The sequence below is a fragment of the Paenibacillus sp. SER-28 genome, assembly GCF_052906305.1.
The window spans coordinates 24,533-50,230 of the sequence record NZ_JBRECM010000013.1 but is presented as its reverse complement, the minus strand read 5'-3'; the positions used below and the strand labels follow the sequence as shown (position 1 = coordinate 50,230).

General features: G+C 42.7%; 20 protein-coding genes and 1 pseudogene. 11 read left to right on the top strand and 10 right to left on the bottom strand.

Annotation, left to right across the window (positions count from 1 at the left end; genetic code table 11):
- Window positions 1-26 precede the first annotated feature (26 nt).
- From ACUYLD_RS22595 to ACUYLD_RS22585, 3 genes are all read left to right on the top strand, one after another.
- Complete coding sequence (locus ACUYLD_RS22595; protein ID WP_446676035.1) at window positions 27-1,922, top strand: carbohydrate-binding protein; 1,896 nt, start codon at window positions 27-29, stop codon at window positions 1,920-1,922.
- Window positions 1,923-1,989: 67 nt separating this feature from the next.
- Window positions 1,990-2,739 (top strand): glycoside hydrolase 43 family protein, encoded by a 750-nt coding sequence (locus tag ACUYLD_RS22590; protein ID WP_446676034.1) that lies wholly within the window; start codon window positions 1,990-1,992, stop codon window positions 2,737-2,739.
- An 84-nt stretch (window positions 2,740-2,823) separates the two neighbouring features.
- Window positions 2,824-4,017 (top strand): beta-xylosidase family glycoside hydrolase, encoded by a 1,194-nt coding sequence (locus ACUYLD_RS22585; RefSeq protein WP_446676033.1) that lies wholly within the window; start codon window positions 2,824-2,826, stop codon window positions 4,015-4,017.
- Between the two features lie 278 nt (window positions 4,018-4,295).
- On the opposite strand, the pseudogene ACUYLD_RS22580 reads toward ACUYLD_RS22585, so the two are convergent.
- Window positions 4,296-5,409 (bottom strand): annotated as a pseudogene (locus ACUYLD_RS22580) (alpha/beta fold hydrolase).
- A gap of 146 nt (window positions 5,410-5,555) precedes the next feature.
- On the opposite strand from ACUYLD_RS22580, the gene ACUYLD_RS22575 reads away from it, so the two are divergent.
- The gene (locus ACUYLD_RS22575; RefSeq protein ID WP_446676032.1) at window positions 5,556-6,131 is read left to right on the top strand and encodes a TetR/AcrR family transcriptional regulator; all 576 of its coding nucleotides are present in this window, start codon (window positions 5,556-5,558) and stop codon (window positions 6,129-6,131) included.
- 165 nt (window positions 6,132-6,296) lie between these two features.
- Here the strand turns inward: ACUYLD_RS22575 and ACUYLD_RS22570 are convergent, their stop codons facing one another.
- Genes ACUYLD_RS22570 through clpP form a run of 3 tightly spaced genes read right to left on the bottom strand, consistent with a single transcriptional unit; the run spans window position 6,297 to window position 7,861 of the window.
- Window positions 6,297-6,962, bottom strand: coding sequence for an MBL fold metallo-hydrolase (locus ACUYLD_RS22570; protein WP_446676031.1), 666 nt, complete (start codon window positions 6,960-6,962; stop codon window positions 6,297-6,299).
- A gap of 48 nt (window positions 6,963-7,010) precedes the next feature.
- Window positions 7,011-7,217, bottom strand: a complete 207-nt coding sequence (locus ACUYLD_RS22565; RefSeq protein WP_446676030.1) for a hypothetical protein — start codon at window positions 7,215-7,217, stop codon at window positions 7,011-7,013.
- A 59-nt stretch (window positions 7,218-7,276) separates the two neighbouring features.
- Window positions 7,277-7,861, bottom strand: coding sequence for an ATP-dependent Clp endopeptidase proteolytic subunit ClpP (gene clpP, locus ACUYLD_RS22560; protein ID WP_254351648.1), 585 nt, complete (start codon window positions 7,859-7,861; stop codon window positions 7,277-7,279).
- Window positions 7,862-8,061: 200 nt separating this feature from the next.
- Here clpP and ACUYLD_RS22555 point away from each other — a divergent pair, with 200 nt between their 5' ends.
- Entirely contained in the window at window positions 8,062-8,787 is a 726-nt protein-coding gene (locus ACUYLD_RS22555; RefSeq protein ID WP_446676029.1) for an RNA polymerase sigma factor, read from the top strand.
- A 185-nt stretch (window positions 8,788-8,972) separates the two neighbouring features.
- Here the strand turns inward: ACUYLD_RS22555 and ACUYLD_RS22550 are convergent, their stop codons facing one another.
- The 3 genes from ACUYLD_RS22550 to ACUYLD_RS22540 form a co-directional block, all read right to left on the bottom strand.
- A complete protein-coding gene (locus ACUYLD_RS22550) occupies window positions 8,973-9,503 on the bottom strand; it encodes a DUF4303 domain-containing protein (RefSeq protein ID WP_446676028.1) in 531 nt (176 codons plus the stop codon).
- A 659-nt stretch (window positions 9,504-10,162) separates the two neighbouring features.
- Complete coding sequence (map, locus tag ACUYLD_RS22545; protein ID WP_446676027.1) at window positions 10,163-10,909, bottom strand: type I methionyl aminopeptidase; 747 nt, start codon at window positions 10,907-10,909, stop codon at window positions 10,163-10,165.
- 26 nt (window positions 10,910-10,935) lie between these two features.
- Entirely contained in the window at window positions 10,936-11,658 is a 723-nt protein-coding gene (locus ACUYLD_RS22540; RefSeq protein WP_446676026.1) for a TetR/AcrR family transcriptional regulator, read from the bottom strand.
- Window positions 11,659-12,056: 398 nt separating this feature from the next.
- On the opposite strand from ACUYLD_RS22540, the gene ACUYLD_RS22535 reads away from it, so the two are divergent.
- From ACUYLD_RS22535 to ACUYLD_RS22515, 5 genes are all read left to right on the top strand, one after another.
- Entirely contained in the window at window positions 12,057-12,329 is a 273-nt protein-coding gene (locus ACUYLD_RS22535) for a CD3324 family protein (RefSeq protein WP_076161227.1), read from the top strand.
- 421 nt (window positions 12,330-12,750) lie between these two features.
- Entirely contained in the window at window positions 12,751-13,755 is a 1,005-nt protein-coding gene (locus ACUYLD_RS22530) for an alpha/beta hydrolase fold domain-containing protein (RefSeq protein WP_446676025.1), read from the top strand.
- Between the two features lie 240 nt (window positions 13,756-13,995).
- Window positions 13,996-16,062 (top strand): thioredoxin domain-containing protein, encoded by a 2,067-nt coding sequence (locus ACUYLD_RS22525; RefSeq protein WP_446676024.1) that lies wholly within the window; start codon window positions 13,996-13,998, stop codon window positions 16,060-16,062.
- Window positions 16,063-16,462: 400 nt separating this feature from the next.
- Window positions 16,463-18,463, top strand: coding sequence for a methyl-accepting chemotaxis protein (locus tag ACUYLD_RS22520; RefSeq protein ID WP_446676023.1), 2,001 nt, complete (start codon window positions 16,463-16,465; stop codon window positions 18,461-18,463).
- A 146-nt stretch (window positions 18,464-18,609) separates the two neighbouring features.
- A complete protein-coding gene (locus ACUYLD_RS22515) occupies window positions 18,610-21,171 on the top strand; it encodes a response regulator (protein ID WP_446676022.1) in 2,562 nt (853 codons plus the stop codon).
- 5 nt (window positions 21,172-21,176) lie between these two features.
- On the opposite strand, the gene ACUYLD_RS22510 is transcribed toward ACUYLD_RS22515, so the two are convergent.
- The gene (locus ACUYLD_RS22510) at window positions 21,177-21,863 is read right to left on the bottom strand and encodes a response regulator transcription factor (RefSeq protein ID WP_254327414.1); all 687 of its coding nucleotides are present in this window, start codon (window positions 21,861-21,863) and stop codon (window positions 21,177-21,179) included.
- Between the two features lie 593 nt (window positions 21,864-22,456).
- Between ACUYLD_RS22510 and ectB the strand changes: the two genes are divergently transcribed.
- Entirely contained in the window at window positions 22,457-23,719 is a 1,263-nt protein-coding gene (gene ectB / locus ACUYLD_RS22505; RefSeq protein ID WP_061831657.1) for a diaminobutyrate--2-oxoglutarate transaminase, read from the top strand.
- Window positions 23,720-23,807: 88 nt separating this feature from the next.
- Here the strand turns inward: ectB and ACUYLD_RS22500 are convergent, their stop codons facing one another.
- Together ACUYLD_RS22500 and ACUYLD_RS22495 are read right to left on the bottom strand one after the other, a co-directional pair.
- Entirely contained in the window at window positions 23,808-24,326 is a 519-nt protein-coding gene (locus ACUYLD_RS22500) for an NAD(P)H-dependent oxidoreductase (protein WP_446676021.1), read from the bottom strand.
- Between the two features lie 169 nt (window positions 24,327-24,495).
- Window positions 24,496-25,620 carry a GGDEF domain-containing protein gene (locus tag ACUYLD_RS22495; protein WP_446676020.1) on the bottom strand — a complete coding sequence of 375 codons (1,125 nt, stop codon included), beginning with the start codon at window positions 25,618-25,620 and terminating at the stop codon, window positions 24,496-24,498.
- Between the last annotated feature and the right edge of the window lie 78 nt (window positions 25,621-25,698).

Sequence of the window (25,698 nt, the reverse complement as noted above, 5' to 3'; positions counted from 1 at the left end):
TATATAAAAATGGAGGTAATATGTTTATGATTAAAAAAATTTCGGTGTTTTTATTAGCTTTTACATTATTGCTGAGTTGTTTACCAATGGTACCTGTACATGCTGCTAACAATGCAATTGCAAAGCTTCCAGGGAATTCAAATCCTCTTATGGACCATAAATTGGGGGCGGATCCCTATGCGTTGGTCTATGATGGAAGGGTTTATATCTATATGTCAAGTGATGCATATGTATATAACAGTAATGGAACGGTGAAAGAGAATGATTTTAGTGAACTAAATAAAATATTCGTCATATCTTCTGCTGACATGGTGAACTGGACAGACCACGGTGCAATTCCGGTCGCAGGATACAATAACGAAAATAATGGAAAAGGTATTGCAAAATGGGCATCACTCTCATGGGCACCGGCCGTTGCACATAAAAAAATAAATGGTAAGGATAAATTCTTCCTTTATTTTGCAAATGGTGCCTCAGGTATTGGTGTGCTAACTGCAGACACTCCGATAGGACCATGGACAGACCCACTCGGAAAGGCACTTGTTACACACAGTACAACTGGAATGTCTGGAGTTACATGGCTTTTTGACCCGGCAGTATTGGTGGATGATGATGGTACAGGATATCTGTATGTTGGTGGAGGTATACCCAATACTTCGGATCCAGCTTCAATTGCAAATCCTAAAACAGCCAGAGTTTTAAAACTGGGCGCTGATATGACCAGTATTATTGGAAGTGCAGTAACCATTGATGCTCCTTACATGTTTGAAGACTCAGGAATTCATAAGTATAACGGCAAATATTATTATTCTTATTGTATCAATTTCTCCGGTACACACCCGTCAAATTACCCAGCAGGTGAAATAGGCTACATGGTGAGCAGCAGTCCTATGGGACCCTTTACTTATACAGGACATTTCCTGAAAAATCCACAAGCATTTTTCGGAGTTGGTGGAAATAACCATCATTCGGTGTTTAACTTTAATAACCAATGGTATGTAGTGTACCATTCCCAAACTGTCAGCAAGGCTCAGTTGGGAGAAGGGAAAGGATATCGTTCTCCTAATATTAACAAGCTTATCCATAATACGAATGTAACGATACAAGAGGTTCAGGGAAATATGGCAGGCGTGCCTCAGATAGCCAATCTTAATCCATACAATAGGATTGAGGCTGAAACAATCGGGTGGAATGCAGGGATTACAACCGAGGCGAGTCAAGCATCAGGCGGACCGACAAATAATCTTTATGTGACAAACGTTCACAATGGAGATTGGATCGCTGTAGGAAATGCCGACTTTGGTAGCGGTGGAGCCAAGACGTTTAAAGCAAACATAGCATCCAATGCAGGCGGTAAAATAGAAATACGTCTGGACAGTGCAACGGGTCCTCTGGTTGGAACTCTTAATGTCAGTTCTACTGGAGGAACACAGACCTGGAAGGAAGTCGAAACCACTGTAAGCAATGCAACAGGAGTCCACAAGGTTTTCTTAGTGTTTACCGGAACAGGGACTGGTAACTTATTTAATATTGATTACTGGCAGTTTACACCCAATACTACTGGAACAAGGGTTGAAGCTGAGGATATGACTCTCGGTGGTACTTACGCTGGGAAGATCAGTTCTCCTTTCAATGGGGTCGCCTTATACGCCAATGATGATTATAGTGCATACACTCAGTATTTTGCCAACTCTACTCATAGTATTTCAGTCAGGGGTGCTTCGAATAACTCCAGTACCGCCAGAGTAGACTTGCAAATAGGAGGAACCACAGTTGGTTCCTTTTATTTTACGGGAACTACGCCGACGGTCCAAACCTTGTCTAATATCACCCATGTAACCGGAAATCAAGAGGTCAGACTGATCGTAACCACCGATAACGGGACTTGGGATGCCTATGTGGATTATTTACAATTTAATTAACTAAAACTAAAAGCTTTTGAACCTATCAAAGATTAGGGGCGATTCTAATATGTATAGGAGGATAAGTGTGCTTTTATTAGTTTTACCATTATTCATGAGTATGATGTCCAATACTTCTGTATTTGCAACTACTACTTTTACAAATCCGTTTATACATGCTGATTCTCCAGACAACGATGTTATCAGGGTAGGCAATACTTTTTATATGACTAGCACGACCATGCACATGAATCATGGAGTTCCGATCATGAAATCTTATGATCTCGTCAATTGGGAAATCGTAAATTATGTTTACGATACGTATGCCAACAATGACGCACAAAATCTTAACAACGGGCAGAACGAATATGGAAAAGGCTCGTGGGCAAGCAGCCTTAGATATTATAACGGCATCTACTATGTGTCCTTTGGCTCCAATTCTACCGGCAAAACATACATCTATCAAACCAGCAATATAGAAACTGGTCCATGGACATCATCAGTGCTTGGCAACTATTATCATGACGCATCGCTGCTGTTTGATAATGGACGTGTATTCTTGGTTTATGGCAGTGATAATATCAGCATTATTGAGCTTACTGCAGATGCAAAGGCTATCAAGCCAGGGGGACTTAATCAGGTGATTATTTCCGCTGCCAGTAATATTGCCGGGTCCAGCTTCATAGTCAAGGCTGAAGGGGCGCATATACAAAAGATCAAGGGAATGTACTATATATTTCTTATATGCTGGCCATCGGGAGGTAACCGCACACAATTAACCTATCGTGCAAGTAGCTTGACAGGACCCTATACAGGTCAGGTGTCATTGAATGATTGAGGTATTGCACAGGGGGGAATTGTTGATACTCCTTCTGGCTCCTGGTATGCTATGCTGTTTAAAGACAGCGGAGCAATTGGACGTATGCCGTATCTTGTTCCGGTTACATGGTCAAATAATTGGCCGGTATTCAGTGTTAACGGTAAGGTTCCTCTTACGATGGATGTTCCTGTTGAAGGTTATCCCGAAAAGAAGGTCTATGCGTCTGATGAGTTTTCATCTTCTCAAGCCTCCAGTCAGCTTATTGCAAACGGTGGATTTGAAAATGCCACCATAAGCCCGTGGACGAATAATAACACTGCAATTGTTGCAGCAACCACTACAGACTATTACATCGGCTCAAAAAGCTTGTTTGTCAGCGGTAGACAACAAACAGCTGCTGGTCCAAAACAAGTAATTACCGGAAAAGTAACAGCCGGCGGAATGTATAATTTTTCTGCAAAGGTTAAATACACTGAAGGTCCTGCCACTAAGCAATTTAATTTTGGTATTCAGAATGGTCCAAGTTACACAGGTATATCGATTCTTGGGTCCACCACGCTAACCAAGGGCCAATGGGGCACAATTCAAGGAACATATACACTTCCGGCAGGTGCCGACCTCTCACAAACGTTTATTTTCATTGAGACACCCTACAGTTCAACCCCAGACCCAACAAATGATTTGATGAATTTCTATGTGGACGATGTTTCGTTTACAGGAACCTCGTCTTCTGAAGCGACTCTTAAAAAGGAGTGGCAATGGAACCACAATCCTGACAATACTCATTGGTCCCTTACACAGCGTCCTGGATTTATGAGAATGACTACAGGGAAAGTGAGTAGAAGTATTCTGGATGCCAGAAATACGCTTACCCAAAGGACATTTGGACCGAAAAGTATAGGAATCATTGCAATGGAAACAAGCGGGATGAAGGACGGAGACTATTCCGGTCTTGCAGCTTTTCAGGCTAATTATGGATTTGTAGGCATAAAGATGAACGGGACCTCCAAATCCATTGTTATGGTGAATGCCAGCTCTGGAGCAATGACTGAAGTGGCAAGTGTCCCTTTCACCCAGAACAGAGTATATCTTAAGCTTATATGTGATTTTACAAATCAGATGGATAAAGCATATTTCTACTACAGTCTTGACGGCACAAATTGGACGGCTATAGGCAACACACTTCAGATGTCATATACAATCCCTCACTTTATGGGATACCGTTTTGCTTTGTTCAATTATGCTACTAAATCAACGGGTGGTTTTGTTGATTTTGATTATTTAAACTTGCAGTGACAAACAAGAGGGTTTGAAGCTGTGGATCTAAGTTCGTTTCTTGCGCTCCTTCAAGGTTCTTCGGTTCGAAAATCTAACCTTGCTAGGCCGCATGAATTGAAAAGCTCAGAGGAAATTACGGACTTCTCCATTGAGATAACAAGGGAAAATGAATGGACTAAACCGACTCCATAATTGGAGTCGGTTTTTACTTGCCAATTGGATAACAACGATTGAAGCTATGGAACTACGATTTTGATGGGCATGTTGCGTATGAAAAATATATATATTTACAGTTGTTATAGGAACTTCTTCATTTCATTAAATGCTAACTCTCTGTGACCTGCTTGGCAATGTTGCTCACCGCCCGTTTCTTTAGTAAATACTTTGGTTGTAATGGACGCAGCATTGATTAATTCTTGTTGGATTTGAGCGAGTCGGCTAATAGGTACGTATTGATCATCTTCTCCAGCTAATAAAAGAACATCTTGATTAATGAATGCTCCAATGCCTTGCATCGTGTGCTTTTCAAAATTTTTAATGAGATCAAAAGGCGTTACTTCACCGGTGTTTTCCATCCCTTTGGTAATCTTCCAATGCAAATCAATATTGTGAGTCATCATCTGTTCGAATAATGTATTCACTTGATCTACTTCATTGTGATCGACTAGCTGCATCATACTCTGATACGTTTCTTCTGGCATCCCCATTTTTAAGGCATCTAAACCACAATAGAAAATGTTAAAAGCAACTACTTTATCGATTCTCTTTTCGAAGGCTGCCGCACGCATAGCTAAATATCCTCCCCAAGAAGCACCTACGAGACTAACACGATCTAATTTGAAATAATCAATCACCGTTGATATGGGCTTTTCCAAGTTATGAATGAATTTTAGGCCGTTTTTTAAAGCAGTTCCTTGGCCAGGGCCATCGAATACAAATAATATTGCAATCAATTCCCTTCATAAATCTCATCATTTTAAGCATCTCTTCCATGTAAGAATCATACCCACCAAAGACAAGCAATGTTTTCGTAGCTCCAGGTGTCAATAATTTTACAGCAGGAAGATAGGAATCTTCATAGGGAATCTTGTAGGATTCATAATCAAAATCATGAAAGCCTTTATAGAATGTTTCTCTATATTTTCGATACATTTTTTCTTTATTGGGGTCTGTGGTTGCAAGATAAAATTCTGCAGCTTGATAGTAGACTGAGGCTAAGTCATAGTCCTTGCTGTCTTCGCGTTTCTTTGCAAAATTGAGCCAAGCTTCATACCAGCTATGGGTGTCGTTTAATTTCGGAATCATTTTTTCCAAGTCAGCTTGTGCTCGATCATCTTCTTGATAATAATCATTGATAAAACGATTAATTTGAAGATTGAACTGTTCGTTATTGACATAGGATTTAAACATATATTGTCCTCCTTCAATTTGGGTATGTGCTTACTATAGAGTATAGTTACTACATAAAAAATAATTAGTATCGCATAATCTGTAAGATATCTTACACGGTATATATAAAGTGTTCGAAAACTTACACATAAGGAGCAAGTGGTTAAATGAATGAAGATATCAGAATTTATAAAACAAAAATAGCTATTGAGCGAGCTTTTATTGAATTACTTCAAGAACATAATTTTAAAGATATTACGATCAAAAAAATCTGTGATCAAGCTCTTATCGGACGTTCTACCTTTTATAGTCATTATTTGGATAAGTACGACTTGCTAGAAAAAGTAGTTAAACAGGATGCTTCTGATTTTAAAGTTGAAATTGAGCAGCGTTTTGATTCCACGGAAGATGGCAAGGTGGCAAACGCCATAGAACTTGTAACCGATAATATGATTAAAAATAAGCTGGAAATTTCAACATTGTTAACCGTTCATGAAGTATCCGCTGATTTACGTAAAGAATTTGAACAAATTTTGTTTCGGACTTGTTTAGATTATTTAAAGCAACAGAATTCTTCAACTTCGATCGCATTGGAGTATTTAGCTGAACTATATGCTGCTAACTCAATGACGTCTATTCAGTGGGTTTTGAAAAATGGTAAAGATACTAACATCATTCTTCTTTTAGATCAAATGCAGGAATATATTTTTTCTCAGTTAAAGTCTGATCTATATACAAGTTAGCACGCGTGGAGTATGGGTTGCAGGAATAAACAATGAAGATCTATTTTGTGAAATGCAAAATAACACTTTGTTAAAGTTCAATAACGAATTAACAAAGTGTTATTTTAAATAATCTTCTCGATCACAACATCGTTTCACCAAAGGTAACTTGCTGGAACTTTAACTTTATAATCCTTGGGTAAGTCCTAATATCTGATCATTCACATGTACATTACTTAATCCCCCGTGATAACAAACTACGGATGCAATGTCGAGATCTAAATACTTTTTCAATGAGAGACAAGCTGCATCCATATCCGGTGTGGTCGGGACATGAATTCCCCCGAGAATACCGTTAACACTGTACATCGAATCCCCGGCAATAAGAGTCTTACTTTGCATTAAATAAAGGCTGATATGGCCAGGAGTATGCCCAGGCGTATGGATGACTCGAATTCTGCCGCAAAAAGGCAGTTCCTGACCATCTATTAAGGTATCATCCACTTTGCCCTTCGGGGGATTCTCAAGGTGACTATCTTTTAAAAGGGGGATATCCCCCTGAATATACGGCTTATCTAGTTCTTGTGCATAGACTTTGATATGATGGCCACACTCCTGCAAAATCTTAGGAAGACAACCTATATGATCCACATCTTGATGCGTCAAAATCACAACTTTTAGTTTGTCAAACGACACGCCTACCTTTTCCATAGCCTCGCGTAAATCTTCCATTTGCCCAGGGAATCCTGTGTCTATTAAAACAGACGTTTCTTGATCCCACAAAAGAATGGGGTGAATCATATTCCCATGAAAATCTAGCTGAAGCATTTCTACTCCCTGTGAAATTTTCAAAATATCGGGCCTCCGTAACATGAAATTGCCACCCATGCTAAAATAGGTTCAAGGGGCGAATCCAACTCTGTGGCGTTGCCGTTCCTTAATGTCAATGGATACGGTGCGAATGGATGTAATAGGAATAACAAGTGTCTGATATTGCGTAAGGTATTTAACGAACTTGTCGTTAATCTGATCCAGTACCCCGTCACATACATTTGTCCCATCTATAAAATGAATAGTTACTTCCTTGCCTTGTAAGCTTGCTAACATGATATCACCTCGTATTATTTCTTGAAGTTTCTTGCAGATCATTAGCTTTTGAGCATACTCTACAAAGAAGTTATCACTTGATCAATAACACCATATTCCAGTGCCTCCTGAGCGGACATGTAAAAATCCCGGTCCATATCTTTTTCGACTTTTTCAAAAGGTTGCCCGGTCCGTTCAGCTGTGATACGGGTTGCCTTTTCACGAGTCCATAAAATTCGTTTTGCGCTGATCGCAATATCGCTGGCCTGACCTTGTGCGCCGCCGTGCGGCTGATGGATCATGATTTCACTGTTCGGCAACGCCGAACGTTTCCCTTTGGCGCCCGCCAGCAACAGGATCGCGCCAAACGAAGCAGCGAATCCCGTACATATCGTGTGTACATCGGGTTTGATGTACTGCATCGTATCATAAATGGCAAATCCTGCGGAAGTAGAGCCACCCGGGCTGTTGATATACATGTAAATTTCTTTTTCCGGATCTTCTGCCGCCAGGAACAATAATTGAGCAATAATACTGTTAGCCAAATGATCATCGATGGCTGCCCCGACAAACACAATACGATCCTTTAAGAGTCTGGAATAGATATCGTACGATCTTTCACCTTGAGCGGTTTGCTCGACAACATAAGGAACATAAACACTCATTTTGATACCCCCAATTTCCTGTTTTCAGTTGATTTCTCCTTGTAAACGAACCGAGGCCGTAAAAAGATACGGAGGTTTCCAATGGGAAAACGATTTGCGTAAAAGGTGTAACTTTTACAACCACTTGTTCGTTTACTTTGGAGGTAACAAATGGCTTTGCTCTAGGAAAGGGCAGAATAAGACCGTGGAGGAGAGGACCTATGCGCATAGATGATTCTATACAAATGACAGATAATACAATAAACATCGAGAACTTGGAGGAATTACAGGCGGTCCTGAAACGTTACTGTCTGTCGCTTACGAAATCAAATTGGGATGCGGAAGAACTGGCTCAGGACACTTGGATAAAAGCATTAGGTAAGTTAAATAGCTTCGAGCATACAAACCCCAAAGCGCTTTTGCTACGAATTGCTAAGAACACCTGGATTGATGATATACGGAGAAAAGCAGTCTACACTCGAATATTGAATAGGGAACAAGCGAAAGTAACTGTACCGGATCATGGATCTTTTGAAATCGAGATAGCGTTGCAGTCCTTAATGAAACATTTATCTCCGCTTCAGAGAACTGTTTTTTTGCTGCGAGATGTGTTTGGATATTCGATTAGCGAGACATCCGACATGCTCGAAACAACGGAGGGAGCGGTAAAAGTTGCACTCCACCGGGCACGAAAATCGCTTGAAGCAGTCAAGAAGGATATCCTCAAAGGAGAGTTATCCTTACCGGAAAGTGAAAACTCGAAGACTTTTCTAAGGGCGTTGACGGCGGCATATCAGATGGGAGATATTGCAGCAATGCTTATGCTCTCCCATCAGGATGAAATGGAGCCGGACGTGGTGATCGGAATCGTCAATCATAAGCTGCACCGGAGTCTCGCTACAATAAAACAAACGAATTCCCATACCATGAGTATGATAGCGGCGTAGTTTGCGAAGAGAAATGCGGGGCTGATCATAGTAGTTGTTTCTGACCCGGGGGTAGTGTCAGCTTCGCTAGTACTACCCCGTGTAGATCAAGAGGGTACTAGCGATGCATAGGACAAGCACATTGCGAATTTGTCTAGCAAAGCAACCTACCTAAACGAAATGAGTGTAATATTCCAAACGCACTTTTATTGATAACGATGCAAGAAGCCATCAACTAATTTGGCGTTTGTCATCTGAATTACGGACTGATTTTCCAGTTCCTCAGCCATATCATCATCCGTCATGGACACGAAAAAAATAATATCTTCTTTGGATTGGCCAAATTGATTAAAAAGTACATCGTCTGTTTCCTTAACTACTTTGGCCATAATTTTTATCATTTCATCTTTATAGTCAAACACATTTTCGGTTGCATGCAGAAATTTGCTAATATGATTGAGATGTGTTGTATCGCCATATTGATATTCGCTTAATCCCCATCTATAATAATTTTCATCTTCCTTGCTGTTGCACAGGTCTTGGGCTTTCATGTTTGTGATATGTCTAACAAGTGATTCCTCCGTATTAACAGCAAGAAACAAGGTGATAAAATCGCTGTCTGTGCCAAAAGCACAAGCGTAAACCTGCTCATTCTTCACTTCTTCCAGTATGCTTTTAAGATCATCCAAAAATCCTGCCCTAAATCTTTCCTCAAATTCATTTAGAAAATTGTTCATCTGGTTCATATACTCCTTTATCAGTTCTATACTTGATTATATTTTACATTATTAGCACGACCATGTAGCCTAGCGTTCATTCTCTTGCTACTCTTGTCTTGTAGCGACAATCCAAGGATCGTCACAGTTAACGAATGTCACCTTGATAAACTTAGAAAACCCTTTTATTTGTTTAAAAAAAGTTGTTATAATTGTTAGATCAGTGTGTAGAGATATTGGTACTAGTTTTAATGACCAAAAATATATGTCGCATGATACGTCTACCATCTGAAATATTTTTATTTCGGAGGGAAACAATATAACCTTTTCAGAACTTCTTTCACAGTTGGTTTAGAAATTTTGGTGTAGCATTTTGGATTGAGCTATTGGTCGCTCAGCCAATAGCAAGATTTGCAATGAAAAAAATACACGCAAGACAGGCTAGCAAAGCAGAGAGTGTAAATCCGTAACACGATACCAAAGGCATAATAAAAAAACCGTATAACAACGTGGTTTTTCGTAAATCGGTAAAGTTACAAACTATATAAAACAAGCGCTGGTCCCAAGCTGGAACCAGCGCTTTTTCGCGTTTCGAATTACAAACTTTCGTCAGGCCAAGGAGGGCGGGTTGGCGACTTATTTTCCTAAAATGACGCATTGCTGTCCGTTCTCCTCTATTCTTACTGGGCCGTTAAAATCAGTGGTCCGTCCGCAGTAACTGCGATCGTATGCTCATATTGCGCCGACAACTTGCCGTCGGCCGTTCTCGCCGTCCACTGATCGTCGTCGATCGTGATACGGAACGTACCTTCGTTGAGCATCGGTTCAATCGTAAACACCATGCCTTCCTTTAACCGAATGCCTTTGCCGGCTACGCCGATATGCTCGTAGCTCGGCTCCTCGTGCAGGCTCCGCCCGATCCCATGCGCCAGCAGATCGCGTACGACCGAAAACCCGTTCGCTTCCGCATGTTGTTGAATCGCCGACGTTATGTCGCCGAGCCGGCCCCCCGGGAGTGCCCGGGCGATCCCCATATCCAAGCATTCCTTTGTCACCTTCATTAATTTTTGCGCTTCCGGCCGGATATTGCCCACTGCATAGCACCAGCACGAATCGCCAAACCATCCACCGTATTCCACGACGATGTCGAGCTTCAGCAAGTCACCGTCCATAAGTGCCTGGTTCGAAGGAATGCCGTGGGCCACCACATCGTTGACCGAAATGCAGGTTTCGGCGGGGAAACCGTTGTACCCTTTCGTAAACTGCTTGCCACCCAGCTTGGTGATGTGTCTGGCAACAAAGTCATTGATTTCCCGGGTGGTGATCCCAGGCTCGATCAGTTTGACCACCTCGCGGTAGCAGTCCGCAACGATTTGGCTCGCCGGCTTCATCTCTTCGATTTCCCTAGGTGATTTTAAAATGATCATTTTTGTCTATTCGCTCCTTATCAATTCTATAATTTTAAAAACCGGACGATATCTTTGGCCTCTTCGTGCAGCTTTCCGCGGCGAAGCGAAAGCGACGCGCAGCCGACCAAGGCGGCCAGCAGCATTTCCGCGCGCTGTAGCCGATACGGTGGCTCAGCCGCGTTTCCGCCGGAAGCGGCAGCCCCGTCCGCCGCACGACCGGTTTCCAGCAGCGCGGCAAGCGGCGCGAGCACCTCCCGGCGAAAGGCAGCCGAGAGTGGGGCAGAGCGCGCTTCAGGCAGCGAGGCAAAGCCCTCACCGGCCAGCTTATGCAGCAGGTACAAGGCGTGGTCCTCCGCCCAAAGCTGCAGCAGCCGAATGCCGGCGACGGCGACGGAGCCAAGCTCTGTGGAAGCGGCCGTTTCGCGGCTGCTGCTTTGGGAATCCGCGGCAGCCGAGTTCCCGGTGTCCGCCGCAGCAGCCAAGCCGAATTGCCCGCCCGCCGGTGCCTCCCCCGAAGCCGAAGCGCGCGGGGCCTCCAGCCATCCCCCGGCCCGCTCCAACGCGTCCCAAAGCAGATCGTGGAGCAAATTGCCCTTGTTGCTGTAATAATGGTATACCGTGCCATAGCCGAGTCCCGCCTGCACGGCCACATCGCGGATTTCCAGTAAAGGCCCTTTATTCAAAAACACATCGGCAGCGGCTTTTCGGATTTGCGCCAGACGCCGCAGCCGGATCTCTTCGTTTTGTTCCTTCGTACGTGGAGACATCTCGTCCGTTCACCTCTTTTATTTTTGACATACTCTTATGTCAATATAAAACATCGGCTTGCGAATAACAAGAGTCGGGCAAACAAAAGTCCCGGCAACACCTCACAAACGAATGAAGATCAGTTATTTATCAGCTCAATTTTAATGGTTTGATTGTACTGATATCATTTAGCTGGTCCCAGGTGAGCAGAAGTTATGCTATACTTGCGAAGTAAAAGGGGGTGCCTACTGATGGAGAATCTATTGGGATTGTCTGTGACTTCTTACACTCATGCAAAGCCAATTATTAGGAAAGCGTTACTTTGTATGGGGCGAAACAATTTTTAACGCTACAAGCTTTTTTAATATTTTTGGCTTTGCACCTTATTTTAAAGAATCAAAATAAGGGGCGAGCAAAATTGAGATATACGAATGCTACAAAAGTTTTACCTCAAAAATTAATTATGGAAATCCAAAAATATGTTCAAGGAGAGACGCTGTATATTCCTAAGCCAAAAACGGAATATATGGATTGGGGAAGTTTGAGTGGCGGGAGAAGGTTGCTTGAACAGCGAAATGCTGCAATCAGAAATGCTTTTCAAAATAGCAGCAGTATCGAGCAATTAGCTAAGGAGTTTTTCCTCTCTACCGAAACCATTAAGAAAATTGTGTATTCACATAAAAATACCTAGTTTGCAAAGTGGCGTGGTGCTATACTCGCGTCAATGAATTTAATTTTGGCCTCATAACATGGTGAGCTTAGGGCGTGACCGGATGATCGTGGTGAAAAATCAATCCGGTCACGTCTTTTTGTTTGGCAAAAGGTTTAATGTGTGTTCGCATTTCATTTTCTCTCTTGAGCTTTTTTACATACCGTTCTTGATCCCAAAATTCCGTTCACCCTCCCCGATGATCCAACAGACCCATTCTATTTCAAAGGCTGTACTTCATTTTTTCATTATTGTTTTTATGCCAAAAATGATTCTAAATCGTTGTTTTCATTTATTAAGCTTATTTTAATCTTTAAAATATGAATATAAACAACAGCAACAATTAAAGGGAAAAATGTATTGATTCATTGTCTTAAAACAAGAAAGTGAGGAAACGATTACTATGGGAGAGCAAAAAAGTAGAAGTAGACATCTGATTGATCCGGAAATTATCAGTACAGTTGATTTAATACCAACAACCGATCTTACCGAATCTACACTAATGGAAGCACGTAAAAATCAATCTCAAATGATGCAACAAATAGATGTAACGCAGATGTTCCCTATTACATTAGAAAAAAAGGTTGTGCCAAGTTACTTTAGTGGTCCAGATATTCAAATAGAAATCATTAAGCCCAAACATTCAAAGCATCATAAGATGCCTCTATATTATTCGATACACGGAGGCGGGATGGTCTTAGGAAGTCCAGTCGTGGATCGTCCTGCTAATGCATCTCTTGCTGCACAACATGGTTTCTGTTGTGTATCCGTGTACTATCGCCTAGCACCAGAGCATGTGCAGCCAAGTCAGTTACAGGATTGTTATTCGGGCCTAAAATGGTGTATTGAACATGCGGAAGAGTTAGGGATAGATACTCAGAAAGTTGCCGTAGGGGGCAGTAGCGCTGGCGGCGGTCTGGCGGCTGGCCTAGCCTTGTACATTCGTGATCAGAAGGAATTCGAAATCCATCATCTAAGATTGATGAGGCCAATGCTAGACGATCGGACAAGTACCGCACCAGAGCATCCATACGCAGGAGAGTTTATTTGGACAAAACAAAGTAATTATTTTGGCTGGAAATCTGTATTGGGGGAAGAACCGGGTCAAGAGGAGGTAAATGAGTATTATGCGCCGGCCCGTGCTAAGTCATTGGCCGGGTTACCACCGACTTATATAAATATAGGTACCATTGATTTATTCATTGATGAAGCATTGGTTTTTGCCAAACAACTGGCTTTTGATGGAGTCTTAGTGGAATTACATGTCTATCCCGGGTACCATCATATGTCTCCTGCGTTTCCGGATGCACATTTTTCAAAAGAAGGGGCCAGAACAAGTGAATACGCCTTACTGAAAGCGCTGGGGATCTTTGATATAAATTCTAATGAGTATAATGCTAAACGCTAATAAGGTACGATTGCAGTAAATAAAGCACTGATGAAGAATATCCATCAGTGCTTTTTCATACCTACTTATGATCTGAATAAACAATTTATGGATAGATTCGGTTGAGAGTCATTGATACTTCTTAACAATATATTAATTCTAATCTATATCATCTTTTTTTCATCTCTTCCGACTTTTACCACCCATTTAGGGTAAAATAGTACCAAGCATAAAATCCAACTACGGAAGTGGTGATGTCCCATGACAACGAGCAGCAAACCGAATAGACTATCCAAGGAAAAATCACCGTATTTGATACAGCATGCTCACAATCCGGTAAATTGGTTCCCTTGGTCAGATGAGGCTTTTGAAATTGCCAAACGTGATAACAAGCCTATTTTCCTATCTGTTGGCTATTCCACTTGCCATTGGTGCCATGTAATGGGGAGAGAATCTTTCGAGGATGAAGAAGTGGCTGAGCTATTAAACAGGGATTACGTATCCATTAAGGTGGATCGTGAAGAACGTCCGGATGTGGATCATATCTATATGTCCATCTGCCAGACGATGACAGGGCATGGAGGCTGGCCACTGACGATATTGATGACGCCGGATCAGAAGCCTTTTTTTGCGGGGACGTATTTGCCCAAGGAGCAAAAGTATGGCCGTGTCGGACTGTTGGAGCTGCTGAACAAGGTGGGCGCCCGGTGGAAAGAACAGCCCGAAGAGCTGGTGGAGCTGAGTGAGCAGGTGCTTACCGAGCATGAGCGGCAGGACTTGCTTGCAGGTTATCGCGGTGAACTGGATGAACAGAGCTTGAATAAAGCTTTCCATGAATACAGCCACACCTTCGATAAGGAATATGGCGGCTTCGGGGAAGCTCCTAAGTTTCCTTCTCCGCATAACCTGTCTTTTCTGTTGCGATATGCACAGCATACGGGGAATCAACAGGCACTGGAAATGGCAGAGAAAACGCTAGATGCGATGTCCCGTGGCGGAATCTACGACCACGTAGGCATGGGGTTCTCACGATACTCCGTGGACGAGAAATGGTTGGTGCCGCATTTTGAAAAAATGCTGTATGACAATGCTCTGTTGGCCATCGCGTATACAGAAGCTTGGCAGGTGACAGGCAAGGAACTGTACCGACGGATTACAGAACAAATCTTTACATATATCGCAAGAGACATGACGGATGCAGGGGGTGCCTTTTATTCGGCGGAGGATGCGGATTCCGAAGGAGAAGAGGGGAGATTCTATGTCTGGGACCACTCTGAGGTAAGGGCTATACTAGGCGATGAGGATGCCGCCTTTTTCAACGATTTGTATGGGATTACACCTTACGGCAATTTTGAAGGCCACAACATTCCAAACCTGATTGATATCAATCTGGAAGCCTATCGGATCAAGCATGACTTGACTGAGCAGGAACTGGAGCAGCGGGTTAGTGAGCTGCGCGCCAAGCTGTTTGCTGCCAGAAAGCAGCGGGTTCATCCTCATAAGGATGACAAGATTTTGACCTCGTGGAACGGGTTGATGATTGCTGCTCTTGCGAAGGCGGGACAAGCTTTTGGAGACACAAGATATACAGAGCAAGCTCGGAAGGCTGAGACGTTTTTGTGGAACCATTTGAGACAGGAGAATGGACGGCTGTTGGCACGTTATCGGGACGGAGAAGCAGCTTATCCCGGTTATGTAGATGATTATGCTTTTTATGTGTGGGGCTTGATCGAGCTGTACCAGGTGACCTTCGATATAGAGTATCTGCAACGGGCGTTGACGCTCAATCAAAATATGATCGACTTATTCTGGGATGAGGAACGGGACGGATTATTCTTTTATGGGTCAGATAGTGAGCAGCTAATTGCCAAGCCTAAAGAAATCTATGACGGTGCGATTCCGTCGGGTAACAGCATTGCGGCTCATAATTTTGTGCGGCTTGCACGGCTAACGGGTGAATCCCGATTGGAGAATTATGCAGCCAAGCAGTTTAAGGCTTTTGGCGGCATGGTTGCTCATTACCCGTCAGGCTGCTCAGCCTTGCTCAGCGCGTTGCTGTATGCAACAGGAACGACAAAAGAGATTGTGATTGTAGGTCATAGGGACGATCCGCAGACCGTACAGTTCATTCAGGCGATTCGAGCGGGGTTCAGGCCGAATACGGTCGTTATTTTGAAGGATGAAGGACAGTCGGAGATTGCAGAGACGGTTTCTTATATCCGTGATTACGATCTTGTGGAAGGCAAACCAGCTGTATATGTGTGTGAGCATTTTACCTGTCAGGCACCTGTTACCAGGCTTGAAGATCTGAAGGTAGTGTTGGATTGAACTGAATAAAGCGATCAAACCTAATCCCCTTGGGGGTAGTAAGCATAAGGTGATTTTCGAAAATGACCCTATGTTTGCTACCTACAAGGGGATTATTTTCATATTAAGAGGTAGGTATAGTGAGATGAAACTAATATTTTCTTAACATATGCTACGCATTTTTTTTAATATTTTTTAGGTATATTATATCAAAGAACCGGTTCCGACCAGCCTTGCTGTTTTCGAAAATAAGTACATATACCTATTTAACTAGCGTGTTTATATCTTTTATGTCCAAGCGTTTTAGCAGCAGATGTGAAAAATGTGAAAGAGAGTCTGTCGGGTGATTGTCGTCATCGGCAAGACGAAGAGGTTCGCCATAGGTTAGGAAATCCAGGTAATGAAATGGAGATGTTTATTAATGAAGAAGTTATCGGGGAAAAAGTGGCTAGTCGCAAGGATGCTCAGCAAAAATTTTAAAACGAAGCTAATGGTCGCCTTTATTGCATTTCTGATTTTACCGTCCATGATCGTGGGGGCTTTGTCGTTTGTGAGCGCTAGTCAGCAGATTCGAAACCAGATTGAAGAAAGTGCCGAGCAGGCTATCATCCGCACTAATTTTATTATTGATAGTACTATTGAACCCAAGGTACATGACGCAGAATATTTTGCAGAAAGACTAAAAGGCAATCGGGTAGAGACGGAGGAACAAGCGGCCAAACTGGAAGAGTTTTTTAAGCAATATGCTGCACTTCATCCTGAAGCAGAATCCATTTTTTATGGTACGAAGGACGGTAAATTTACAACCTATCCACAGAAGCAATTACCGGATAATTATGATCCACGAGTCAGACCTTGGTACGATAAGGCGATAAAGGAGCAAGCAAAGACAGCGATTAGTTCTCCCTATCTTTCGGCAAGCTCGAAGCAAATGACGGTTACGGTGTCCAAGGCAACGTTAGATGGATCGGGTGTTATTGGCATTGACCTGAAAATAAGTGGTATTAAAGAGACGTTGAACAATATTAAAGTAGGTCATGAGGGTTATACTATATTGCTGGACAGCAACCATACTTACATTGTACATCCGACGAAGGAAGCAGGCACCAAAATTACAGATATTGAATCACGCATGTTTCAGAGCGATACTGGTGAATACGAGTATGAGTATGAAGGACAGCCCAAATATATGAACTATGCGACTAACAAGCTAACTGGCTGGAAGATAGGCGGAACGCTATATTTGTCTGAAGTCGATGAGGCAGCAGGACCGATTTTGATCAGCACTTTACTAACCATCGTCGGTTGTCTTGTGATTGGTATTTTCATCGTTTATTTCCTGATCCGTTCCATCATCAAACCGATTTTAAAGTTAAAAGAACAAGCGGTAAATGTGAGCGCCGGAGATCTGACACAGGACATTCAAGTAAAGAGCGAGGACGAGATCGGAGAATTAGGAGTGGCTTTTCAAAATATGCAGAATAACTTGCGATCTGTCATTCAGAACGTAGGGAACAGTGCAGATCATGTCGCAATTTCTTCGAATGAACTGACAATAAGCGCGGAACAAACCAGTGCTGCAAGTGAGCAGGTGTCCCAGGCTGTGCAAGAAATAGCCAGTGGTGCAGAGAAGCAGACTACAGGGCTGGAAAATAATTCGGTGGCTCTCGATGAAATTGCACAAGGAATCACCCAAATCGCTGAACGCTCGATTTCGGTAGCCGATTTGGCTAAACGATCTGCCTTGCAAGCCGAGGAAGGACGAAAGTCTGTTGAGCAGACAGGTGAGCAAATGAATTCCATTCATCAATCAGTAGAGCGTTCCAACCAGATGATTCAAACCTTGCAAGCCCGCTCTCATGAAATCGGTGAAATTACGAAGGTTATCGGCGATATCTCCAATCAGACAAACCTGCTGGCATTGAATGCAGCTATTGAGGCAGCCAGAGCGGGTGATCATGGAAAAGGCTTTGCCGTCGTTGCTGATGAGGTGCGCAAGCTGGCAGAGCAGTCTCAGACATCCGCCACACAGATTGCCACCTTGATTGCCGAAATTCAGCATGAAACCGAAACAACAGTGAAGACGATGGACAGGGTTACGACTGAGGTGCAGGATGGACTGCAGATTTCCAAAGCAACCATTGTCAAGTTGGGTCATGCGATGGAAGGTATTCGAGAGACAACACCTCAGGTAGAGGAGGTCGCTGCGATTGCACAGCAAATATCAGCCAGTGTACAAGAGATTGCAGCGACAGCCAACGAACTGGCGACGATTGCAACCGGTAATGCCGCCACATCTGAGGAAGTTGCCGCCTCCTCACAAGAGCAGCTGGCTTCCATGGAGGAAATATCAGCTTCTGCACAGTTGCTTTCAACCATGGCTACTGATTTGAAGGTGATGATCAGTCGTTTCAAATATTAAAACGAGCTTGAACCCTATGGAATCTATAGTACAATGAATGCTCGGGACAGTTCTTTAAGCCTTATGGCATAAGGAATCTGTCCTGAGTTTTTTTATATTTTCGATTTATTGTACAAAACATGGAAGATTATAAGGGGGGCGAACACTTGGTTAGAGATTTAATGCTATGTGCTATCGTGATATTATTGTTAGTTTTGATTTTTCAGCGTCAGCTTGTTCGTCAGACGATCACAGGTGTATTTTATGGAGTGGCAGGAATTCTGCTCTTATGTATTGGTATAAGTGATAAAACACTGCTGACCTGCTTGCTGGAGCTAGGGATTGGTCTAATGTTCATGACTCTGTTTGTGCACACTTTAATGACCGCTAAGTATACATATGGACAACGTTTGTTAAACAAAGACCGTGATCTACTGAATTTACTTCGGGTCCAGCCGGGTTTTACCTTCAGGCTGGAGAAAAGTGGTGATGAATTTTATTATAGGCTGCTTGAAGGGGAATTGCTGGAGCGCGTAGGTCTGAATCTGCAAGTCAACTACAATAAAAGGGAGCATGTGAAGCGTCTCGGGGACATATTGGAGCTTTCCTCTGAAACGATGGAGCAGCTTAGTCAATACTACAAGCAAGCCTGGTTTGGTGATCGAACCGTATTTGAATTGGAGTTTTGGGAATATTCGGCTCTCATTACCTTACATCCGGTTATGGAGGACGGGATTACTGGGTATGTTATCGGTCACGTGTTGGATATTACAGAGTATAAAGCCTCCGAGCAGAAGAGAATGGAGATGGACGAGGCTAACCATGCGAAAAGCATTTTTTTGGCTCATATGAGTCACGAAATCCGCACCCCGCTGAATGGAATCATCGGTCTGTCAAAGCTATTAAATAAGACTGAACTGACTGCCGTTCAAAGAGATTACCTCCACAAGCTTCTTGCCTCCTCGCGTACCCTTTCATCCATGCTCAGTAACGTATTGGATTTTTCCAAAATGGAAACCGGCAGTCTGGAACTGGAAAAGGTAGAATTTGAGCCGGAAAAAATGCTTCGGCATCTCGCAGATACCGTTGGAACTTTGCTGGAAGATAAGGAAATAGAGATCGTATTTATAACGGACCTGGCGTTACCGAAAAGGTTTAAGGGAGATCCGCTTCGAATGGAGCAGGTGCTTTCAAATCTTCTGACCAACGCCATCAAGTTTACGGATCAGGGACATGTATTGTTACAGGTGAAAATGCTCAGTCAGCAGGGCGGACGAGTAGGCGTTTCTTTTATGGTAGAAGATACGGGAATAGGAATTTCCGAGACGTGTATGGACAAGCTATTCGTCCCTTTTATCCAGGCGAGTACCTCAACCAGCCGCAGATATGGGGGCTCTGGGCTGGGTTTGGCCATTAGCAAGCATTTGGCTGAAGCTATGGGCGGGAAAGTAGAGGTGAAAAGCCAATTAGGAGAGTACAGTCAATTTTACTTTAATGTCGAGTTGGATACCGGGGAATTGAATGCGGGAAGCACACAAATAGAAAAACAAATCAAAGGCAAAGCCTTAATTGTTGCACAGCATGAACTGGTGAAATACAGCTTGAACGAATTACTGCAAGATTTGGGATTAAAACCATTCACTATTTCATCCTTCCAAGAAAGTATGGACGCTTTTCAAAAGGGTGAGCATTTTGATTTTGTTATCATTGATATGGGGATGGAAGGTTTTAGAGAACTGGACTCCCGGAGGCAATGGCTTCAAATGCTGGATAGGCAGATAACTCAGATCATTGGACTTACAACCGTGTTTCAGATGGAAACCATAGCTGATGGGGACATGGATCATAGGATCGATGCCTTTTTGTCCAAGCCTGTTACCCGGAACGCTCTGCTGGAGGTTCTCTGCTGGAAGAAGGAACAGTCAGTGCCTGCAGATGGTAATACCCTGGAGACTCATGTGACCATGAGTTCCCGCAATGAGATGGGGGATACAACACAGAAGTATCAAATTCTCATAGCAGAGGATAACGAAATTAACCAGGTGGTGATTACTGAGTTTTTAGCAGAGCGTAACTTTGAGGTAACGATGGTCACGAACGGAAGAGAACTAATAGCGTTACTGGAACTGCGTTACTGGGATATGGTGTTGCTTGATCTGCATATGCCAGAGATGCATGGTTTTGAGACGGCGAGACATATTCGGAGAAACAAAGCTTTTAACAGGCTTCCCATTATCGCTTTTACCGCTGATGCTGTGCAGCATGAACAGGAAGTTTGTCTTCGTGCGGGTATTAATGCCGTGCTTCTCAAGCCTATCCATGAACTGACCGCTGTTAGAGTGTTAACTAGCTGGATTAATTTAGCGTGGCTGCAAGATTTACATGGTATTCACGCAGAGCAGGCGATAGCCGCTATGGATGGCAAGGTATATATTTTTCAATTTGCCCTTTATAAATGGATTCAAGAATACCAGCATCTTGATAAGAGAGTTCTGAAAAAAATGGGCAATGGGCAGTTATCTTCTGCTCTTCGATTAATCCACTCGCTTAAGGGAGGAACGGGGAACCTGTGTGCGCCTGAGTTGCTGGCAAAGGTAATAGAGCTGGAAAAGGCATTGAAGCGCAGTAATGAAACCTCAACAGGTGAACTGTATTCAGACTGGAAAGAGCAACTCAGTACGGTTCAGAAGGAGATTAATCAGATCAAGTCATCACTTCCCTGGAGCTGACCGTATTATTGCATAAATTTGTAGCCGATTCCCCAGATGGTCTTAATCAATTGCGGTTTCTTGGGGTCTTTTTCGATTTTTCTGCGTAGATGGTTAATATGTACGTCCACAGCCCTCTCATTAATAAAGGAGTCTGTGCCACGGAGAGCCTGAATCAAAGCATACCTACTGAATACAATTCCCCGGTTCAAATAAAAAAGCTTCATGAGCTCGAATTCTGAATATGTTGTCTCCACATCCTGTCCGTTAACGGTAATCATTCTTTTCGCTAGATCCAAAGTAATGCCCGTTTCAGGTTCAGGTGCTCTGCCTCTTCCTTGCAAGCGTGTGATTTCAATACGACGGAAAAGAGCCTCTATCCGTGCTTTTAGCTCTTGCATACTAAAAGGCTTGCAAATATAATCATCTGCTCCCAACGTAAGTGTACGAATGCGCTCTGATATGTTGTTTTCTGTAGAAATCACGATGATGGGCACGTCCGTATGCTTGCGTATCAGTGGGCAGGGATTCATTCCATCCAAATCTGGAAGCAACAGATCCAGCAAAATAATATCAGGCTGTACGATCTCAAGCCTAGCAATACCCTCAGACGCTTGTTCCACTCGAGTAACGTTGTAGTCTTCTCCTGTTAAATACAAGGAAAGGGTATCTCCCAGCATATTGTCATCTTCAATAATTAAAACATTAGACATGATCATATTTCCTTATCTTTCTATCAAATTCGAGCCAAATAGTTAGGATAACTGCAATGTTTACAACAAGTTTTTGGCAGGTCCTGTTGATAGAGTAAACTCCTTTGGACAGTCTGTCAAAAGATCAGGCTTGTTGTGGCAATCCTGTGGACAAATAGTCCGGATATATATCTATTTGATATGGAAATGTACTATTTTTGAGATTTATTTCTATAATACGACATTTTTCGTTTTTTTATAACAATATACTACAAGTCGTTGATGATAAATTACAAAAAATTAACAAAACACCTCAGAAACATGCATTGACTTAAATGAAAATTATGGTATTTTATTACATAGGAGTTGACATCCTCTGATAGGCCTCTTAGAGAAAAACCCACTATTTAATCTTCTACTAACTTACTCTCAATGTGCTATCTCTGTATTTAATTTTCGTACTTTAATTGTTCTTGCGATCATACTTATGATTCTTTGGTGTGGATATCCCATTGTGAATTCAGACTGTCTACTCTTTTAGATTACATATTTACATTTTTTTGCTTTCCATGCTTGTATTTTTTAAAATCAGGTCAGCGGGAGGACGAGAGATCATGAACACATTCGAAGTGCTGGAGTCCAATGTAAGATCCTATTGCAGAAGTTTTCCAGTTGTTTTCAACAAAGCTAAAAACGATGTACTGTACACGGAGGCAGGCAAGGGTTACATTGACTTTTTTGCCGGTGCAGGGGCTTTGAACTATGGGCACAATAATGATTTTATGAAAAACCGGATATTGGATTATTTAACTTCCGATCGGATTATGCATGGTCTGGATATGTACACGACGGCCAAGCAAGAGTTTATGGAGTCTTTTTCAGAGCGTATTCTCCAGCCCAAGGGCTTGAATTATAAGCTGCAATTTTGCGGACCGACCGGAACTAATGCAGTGGAAGCAGCACTGAAACTTGCACGCAAGGTGAAAAACAGAAATGGTATCTTTGCTTTTATGGGTGCGTTCCACGGGATGTCGCTGGGTAGTTTATCTATTACCAGCAACAACTCCATGCGAGAGAGCGCAGGGGTCCCCCTGAACAATGTTACCTTCATACCTTATAACAGCACATTTAACGGAATGGATACCATTTTGTATATGGAGCAGCTTTTAACAGACACCCATTCGGGTGTGGAAAAGCCTGCCGCGATCATTTTGGAAACGGTACAGGCTGAAGGCGGTATTCATATTGCAGAGACCGAATGGCTGCGTGATTTGCGACAGCTGTGCGATGATCATGATATTTTGCTCATTGTTGACGATATTCAAGTCGGTTGCGGCCGGGTTGGATCGTTCTTCTCATTCGAGCGGGCGGGAATTGTTCCTGATATGGTTGTTTTGTCCAAATCGATCAGTGGATACGGATTGCCAATGTCTCTGTTGCTACTGAAGCCAGAATTGGATATATGGAGTCCGGGTGAGCATAACGGCACTTTCCGTGGAAATCAGCTTGCTTTCGTCGGGGCAAAGGCTGCGCTGGAGTTCAGAGATACGGTAGAGCTGGAAGCACAAGTGAAGGAAAAAGAGGCATTTGTTCAGCAGTTCTTGCGTGAACATATCCAATCGATAGATCCTCTTATTGAAATTCGTGGCATGGGATTGATCTGGGGGATTGATGTGTCTCATCTGGGAGAAGCGTTCGCCAAGGAGGTAGCGTCTCTCTGCTTTAGTAGGGGACTCATTATTGAACGTGCTGGGCGTAACGATACGGTAATTAAAATTATGCCAGCGTTAACGATAAGCTTGGAAAACTTGCGTAAGGGCTGCGAAATTATTAAAGAAAGTATGGCACAAGTAACCAGTACCTTGGTTACGATGTAAATCGATCAGTAAAGCCCCTTGGCTGGAGCTGCCGTCTGCTGTAAAGCAGGTATGGCGGGCGCCGTCCAAGGGGCTTTCTAGTAAAAAATTAAGAAATAACCGTTTGCGCGTATTTTTGTGCGGATTGCTCTAGTTGCTCATCGGTCAATACTGCAGCACCATATTGTACGAAATAAGGGAGCAATTTGACACCAATCATATGGGCTGTAGCTTCCAGAGGTCTCAACAGCTCTTCGATCGTATACCTGTTCCGTCCGTCATGTTGATAATTTTCCTCAACGCTGGCAGCAGACAAGGCGATCAACAACTCTTTGCCCTGTAGCTTGCCACCTTCGCTTCCATAAGCCCAGCCATAGGTTAGAACCTTATCCAGCCATTTTTTCAGCAGGGAAGGAGTGCTGTACCAGTAAAAAGGGAATTGCAGAACGATACGGTCATGCTGCTCTAGCAGTTCCTGCTCCTGGGCTACATTGATTTGCTCATCTGGATATACTTCATACAGGTTGTGAACGATCACGTCGGATTGTTCCTTGAGTTCTTGCACCCATCTTTTGTTAATGCGAGATTGCGCAAGATCAGGGTGAACGACAATAACGAGGGTTGACATTTAAAAACCATCTCCTTCAAACTTATTTATTGTAAGTAAATAACCAATACATATGTAACAAGTTTAGTTTCAACTTATGGAATTGTCAACTCTATTACATTTTAAGCTCTATATTCAAAAGACTCCGGCAAGCTCATGCCGGAGTCTCAACAAATGAAGTGTTTTTACATTAAGCGATATGATTAAGAGCAACAATTTTGTTTTTCCCGGAGCGCTTAGCTTGATACAGATAGTCATCTGCTTGCTGAAAAAATACATCTTTATCTTTGTTCATTTCCTCTGTATAGCTTTTCAGTCCAATGCTTACGGTTACAGAAACGATTTGCAATTTCTCCTGAAAGGTCATTTTCTCCACTTCACGCCGGATGTTTTCGACGATCTGATAAGCTTCTTCGAAAGTATGCTCGAACATCAAAATAGCAAATTCCTCACCGCCATAGCGAGCTGCAATGTCATTTGCGGTAATCTGTTCTGTAATGATTTGCGAGATGCCTTCCAAAATTTTATCTCCGAACTGGTGTCCGTAAGTGTCATTGATCTTCTTGAAATTATCAATATCCACTAACGCCAGATGGATGATCGCGCCTTGTTCGGCATATTCGAGTGCTTTTTCATAAAAGTTTTGAAAGGACAAATGATTGTACAGCTTTGTCAAACCATCAGTCATTGACATTTTGCTGATAATCGCGTTACTGATCATTAATTCCTGTTGGGCACGCTTTGTTTTATACAAATCCACTAACAAATCGCGGCCGCTGGCCTGAATAATGAGAGCAAGAAAAGTGGACATAATCAAAAAGGTTGGAATCGCCACGATATCAAAGTCTGACAAATAGCTGCGGAATGATCCATCTGCTGCCAGCAACAGAAAAAAGACGACCACTTGCAATACAAAGGAAAGCCATATTAAGCGACGATTGAAGAACAGAATAGAAGAGAAAATAGGCAACAAACATAGCGCAGGAATAATCCGGATATCATAATTTAGGCGAATAATCATCCAGCAAATGACGGTGCTTGCCATAAACAGGATCGCAAAAGAATACCTGTTAAATTTAAAATGAGCCAACTCTGCCAGTAAGTTGGAACCACTCATGATTAGCGTGGGAATAATAAGGGTTCCGACGTAAAATTCATAAGGCGAAGCGTGGTAATCAAGAAATAAGTAGCTGCCCAGCTGGACGATAAAATGTACAGCTATAATCATCCAATACAGTAATAACATTTTGCGTACCCAGCGGGCTTGCTTTGTTTTGTAATCCATGGTTTGAGTAAGCCGTTTTGTCTTGTTCATGATGTCACCACACTTAATGTATCTTTAGCCATTCTCGTATTATAAGATACTATGTGATGAAGTTGAAGCTAATTTTTT